Consider the following 5499-nt stretch of genomic DNA (forward strand, 5'->3'; position numbering starts at 1 on the left):
CGCCAGCGCGGCGAACGGCCGGTCATTTATGTTTCCAACCATTCCACATGGCTTGACGTGCCGGTGCTGGGCACGGTGCTGCCGTCCAACTTCGTGGCCAAGGGCGATATAGAGGGCTGGCCCATCATGGGGCTGGTGTCGCGTATCGGGCGGACGATATTCGTCAGCCGCCAGCGCAGCACCACGGGCCGTGAACGGGACGAGATGCTGCACCGGCTCATGGTGGAAGGTGACAACCTGATCCTGTTCCCCGAAGGTACCTCGTCGGACGGGTCGCGCGTGCTGCCCTTCCTGTCGGCCTTTTTCGCCATCGCCAAGCCGCCGCGCCTGCCGCCGGGCAAGGAACCGGCCGAACTCCCCAGCGAGGCTGCCCTGATCGCCGCGAAACCGGGCATGACACCGCTGATCCAGCCGGTTTCGGTCGTTTACGACCAGCTTGAAGGGGTGCCGGTCAACCGTGCGCGGCGTCCGGTCTTCGCATGGTATGGCGACATGGAGCTTGGCCCGCATGTGTGGCAGTTGCTCAAATGGCGGTCGATGCGCGCGACCGTGCTGCTGCACCCCCCGCTTGACCCGGCGGATTTTCCCAGCCGCAAGGCGCTGGCGCAGGCGGCATGGCGCGCGGTTTCTGCCGGTGCGGCCGAGTTGCGCCAGAACATGCCCCAGCCCGAAAGCGAAAGCGCCTATGCCTGCCGCCCGCTGGCCGGCATGTTGCCACAGGATCTTGAACGCCAGCGGGGCTGAACGGATCGTGACCCCGGCAGGCCATGTCGGGCGGGAATGTTCTTTCTCCTGATGCGGCACGCACAGCGCGGGCACAGGTCAACCATGCGTGTGACGCTTTGTTGCCGGGCCATGACAGGACTGACGTAATGTGGACTGGCGTGGTATGGGCTGCGGACCTGCCGGAGTCAGGTGGAGTAGTCTCATGTATGTGGTGCAGCAGTCGCGCCGATGTTCTGGAGTTTACGGTGGATCAGCCGAAGATTAGCGCCGACGTCCTGCTTTCCGCGATGGAGCAGGCGATTGACCCCATGGTCGTGATTGATGAGCATAACAGCATCATCTTCTTTAATCCGGCAGCCGAGAAGATATGGGGTCTCCCACGCGAAAAGGTCATGGGGCAGAATGTGAACTGTCTCATCCCCGTACCGGATCGCGCGCAGCATAACGAGTTCATCGACCGGAACCGGGCAACGGGAATCGGCCGGATTGTCGGCACATCGCGTGAAGTCGAGTTCCAGCGCGCCAATGGCGAGCATGTCACGGGCGAGCTTTCCATCTCGCGCGTGCAACTGACCGATACGAGCAAGATCTACTACATCGCCGTCATGAAGGACGTGACGGAGCAGAGCCGCCAGCGCAAGATTCTCATCCTCCAGAACGACGTGCTTCAGGCCCTCGCCTCCGACCAGACGCTTAAGGAAGTGGGCGACCTGCTGTGCCGCCGGGTGGACCGGTTCGTGCCCGATGGCATGGCCGCCCTCATGCTGATCGACCGTTCGCACCAGCTTCAGGTTCTCGCATCGCCCGGCATGCCCACCCGTTTCCGCACAGCGCTGGACAGCATTGTCATTACGGACGAACAGCTTGCCGAACTGGGGCAGGATCCGACCGGCAGCAACGCCGTCGTCTGGTCGAGCTACCAGTCCGTGGCCCGTTCGCTGGGGCTGGAGCGGTGCTGCTCGGCCACCATCATTTCACGCACCGGGCAGATGATGGGTATTTTCGCCATTTACATGCGCGGTGATGATACGGCGCGGGAATGGCCCGAGCGCGTGGTCTCGACCTGCGTGCCGTTCTGCGCGCTGGCGATCGAACAGAACGAGACGCGGCTGCATATCGCCAAGCTGTCCAATTTCGACCGGCTGACCGGGCTGCTCAACCGGACGTCGCTGCATAACATCATCGACCGGCTGATCCTGCGTGGCGGTGACAGCCGGTTCTCGCTGTTCATGGTCGATATCGACCGTTTCCGTGACATCAACGATGCGCTTGGCCATGTGAACGCCGACCGTTTCCTGATCGAGATCGGGCGGCGCATCCGCTCGCAGGTGACGGATGACTGCATCGTCAGCCGTTCGGGGGGGGATGAGTTCATCATCGTCATCCCCGACTGTTCGCACGAGAAGGCGGAACAGTTTGCCGAAGGGCTGATCAACACCATCGGCAAGCCCCTGCAGGTGGGGGAGAACACGCTCAGCATCTCGTGCTGCGTGGGGATATGCACCTTCCCCGAGAACGGCCCCGACAGCGAAACCCTGCTCAGCCTGGCCGATGTGGCGGCCCATCAGGCCAAGGAGGATGGCCGCGGCGTCTATCGCTTCGCGGGGCATGAGAAGAACCAGGTGGCGCAGGAGCGGCTCATGCTCGGCTCGGCGCTGCGGGATTCGCTGGCCAAGGGCCTGCTCAAGCTGCATTACCAGCCGCAGGTGGAAACCATGACCGGCGGGCTGTACGGGGTGGAGGCCCTGTCACGGTGGCATCATCCCAAGCTGGGCAACATCTATCCTTCCCGCTTCATCGCCGTGGCGGAGGAAACCGGGCAGATCGAGGCCATCGGCCGGTGGTCCCTGCAGGAAGCATGCCAGCAGATGGTGAAATGGGACAAGGCGGGCATGCATGTGCCGACCGTGTCGGTCAACCTGTCCGCCGTGCATTTCCGCAACCGCGCGCTGCCCGAATTCATTTCCAACCTGCTTGAACACCACGCCCTTACGCCCGACCGCCTGACGGTGGAAATTACGGAAAGCGTGATGATGGATGGCAGCGGTGACACGGAAGAGGTGCTGCACGCCATCCGCAAGCTGGATGTCGGCCTGTCGATGGATGATTTCGGCACGGGCTATTCCTCGCTTTCACGTCTGACGCGCCTGCCGCTGAGCGAGATCAAGATCGACCGCAGCTTCATCAATGATTTCGAGCATGACGCCAATGCGCAGGCCGTGACCATGGCCGTGATCGGGATTGGCAGCAGGCTGGGGCTGACGGTCGTGACCGAAGGGGTGGAGACGGTGCAGCAGCATCGGCTTTTGGAAAAATTGCATTGCGATGTTATGCAGGGTTATCTTTTCGCTAGGCCGCTTCCCCCGGCTGATCTGGAAAATTGGTTCCGGACCGGGCAGGAACGCGGCTCGTTCATTCTTCCTGTGGCAGGTGAGCCGGGCCCGGCGGGGGCTGGCGTACAGTCATAGTCAAACCGGGCCATGCGCAGGTAAAGGACGCCCCGGCGGCGGGTGGGATGCCGATTTGATTTTAATGAAGTATTCTATATTGTTTATTGTAGTTTCCAGACGGGAAGATGGCATTGCAACACGATGACCGGCTGCGGGCACTGACACGTCAGGATGCGGATTTCTGGGCTGATCTGGTCGATCATATCCTGATTGTTGCCATTACCGACAGCAGGGGGGTTATTACGTATGTAAATGACCGCTTTTGTGAGATCAGCCAGTATTCACGGCAGGAACTGATCGGTTCCACCCATCGTATCGTCAATTCCGGGTATCATGACGCGAATTTCTTTCGCGACATGTACCGCACGATCACGTCGGGCGAGCTGTGGCGGGGCAATATCTGCAACCGCGCCAAGGATGGCACGCTGTACTGGGTGGCGACCACCATCATCCCCAAGGTCGATGCGGACGGCCAGATTCAGGGCTACGTGGCCAGCCGCTTCGAGATCACCGAACTCATGAACACCCGGGACCGCCTATGCGAACTGGCGGAAACGGATACGCTGACCGGCCTGCTCAATCGTGGCGGCTTCAATACCGCCCTGGCCGATGAGATCGCGCGCTGCCGCGAGCCGGGCACCGTGCAGCCCGCGCTGGTCATGTTCGATCTGGACGGTTTCAAGCAGATCAACGACGTGCATGGCCACCATGCGGGTGACACCGTGCTGCGCGCCATCGCCTCGCGCCTGATCGAGCTGACCCATCCCGATGATCCGGTCAGCCGGCTGGGGGGGGATGAGTTCGCGGTGATCCTGCACCGCACGCTGGAGGACATGACGCTTGAGCGCTACATGGACCGCCTTCAGGCCATTCTGGAACGCCCCATAGATATCGAGACGGTCACCGTCAGTGTCGCGGGCAGCATCGGGGCCGTGCTGCTGGACGGGACCGATACGATGGAGGATGTGCAGAAAAACGCGGATATGGCCATGTACGCCGCCAAGCGCGCGGGCGGCAAGCAGTCGCAGATGTTCACGCAGGCCCTGCGTGAACGCGCGCAGGCCCGTGTCACCATCCTGAGCGAGGCGCGCTGTGGTGTCGAGCGCAACCAGTTCGAGGTGTATTACCAGCCGGTCCTGAACTGCCGCAGCCTGCGGATCGACCAGGTCGAGGCCCTGCTGCGCTGGCACCACCCCGAACGCGGGCTGCTGGCGGCGGAAGATTTTTCCGATGTGTTCACCGATGCCGGGCTGGCGCAGGCCATGGGGCCGTGCATGATCGAAGCCTTCCAGCGTGACGCCGCCATCTGGAGCGACCATGGCCTGCCGCCACGCCAGTTGGCCATCAACCTGTCACGCATGGATCTGGTCCGTGACGACTACCGCCGTGAACTGGAAGACGCGCTGCGGCGCTATGGCATGTCACCGGACAGTTTCGTTCTGGAAGTGACGGAAGCCATGCTGCATGGCCGCCGGGCGGATCAGGGCATCCGCCACCTGCGCGATCTGGCCCAGGCCGGGTTCCGCATCGCGCTGGATAATTTCGGCAAGGGGATGACGGTGCTGAGCCATCTGCGTGAGCTGCCCTTTTCCCAGATCAAGATCGACCAGTCGGTTGTGGAGAACATCGTGGACGCCCCCGGCAGGTGCATGGTCCTGTCCAGCCTGATCGAGATGGGGCAGGGGCTGGGGATGGAAGTCACGGTGGAAGGGGTCGAAACCCGCGAGCAGTTCGATCTGGTCATGGCCATGGCGCCGGAGCGGATACAGGGATTCTTCATTTCCCCGGCCCTGTCGGCACGGGACATCCTGAATCTTCCGCAGCATTTCGACCGGATCACGACCCATGGCTGAATCTTCCCGTACCGTCGCGGCCCGCATTGGTGACGACCTGCCGCGTATCGACGTGATCGGTCTGGCCAATACGCGCCGCATCATGCATGCCGAACGCCATAATGACGGGACGCGCATGCCCATGTTCATTCCGGCGGCGTCCTGGGCGCGGCTGCTGGAACTGCACTGCACGGGGGAAGGCGCGCCGGACCGCCCCCGCCTTGCGCCCTCGCGCGTGATGGAGGGGCTTGAGCGCGCGCTGGCCCGGATCATGACCGAGATCGCCCACCATGAAGCCGGTCAGGATGAACCGCTGCGTCCGGCCTATGGCGTGACATCGGATCTGTTCGGCGCGGAAGGCCCGGTGGATATCCGCATGGTCGTGGACCGTACGACGGGCGTGGCCTGCATGCTGGCGGCCCCCCCGGCCGATATGGCCACGCTGGGGCTGGAGGACGCGGCGCGGGGCTGATGCCGCGGCGCCGTATTTT

4 protein-coding genes are annotated in these 5499 nt (G+C 62.9%); all 4 read left to right on the plus strand.

Annotated elements, in window-relative coordinates; all coding sequences use genetic code 11:
* On the plus strand, positions 1–744 hold a 744-nt coding region (locus tag JCM25156_RS08880), incomplete at its 5' end, for a lysophospholipid acyltransferase family protein (RefSeq protein WP_025812809.1).
* Between the two features lie 188 nt (positions 745–932).
* Positions 933–3194, plus strand: coding sequence for an EAL domain-containing protein (locus JCM25156_RS08885; protein WP_051577507.1), 2262 nt, complete (start codon positions 933–935; stop codon positions 3192–3194).
* A 107-nt stretch (positions 3195–3301) separates the two neighbouring features.
* Positions 3302–5029, plus strand: a complete 1728-nt coding sequence (locus tag JCM25156_RS08890; RefSeq protein WP_025812811.1) for a putative bifunctional diguanylate cyclase/phosphodiesterase — start codon at positions 3302–3304, stop codon at positions 5027–5029.
* Positions 5022–5480, plus strand: a complete 459-nt coding sequence (locus JCM25156_RS08895; RefSeq protein WP_025812812.1) for a hypothetical protein — start codon at positions 5022–5024, stop codon at positions 5478–5480. Before JCM25156_RS08890 ends, JCM25156_RS08895 begins: the two co-directional genes overlap by 8 nt.
* Positions 5481–5499 lie beyond the last annotated feature (19 nt).

This window comes from Komagataeibacter kakiaceti JCM 25156 (assembly GCF_000613305.1).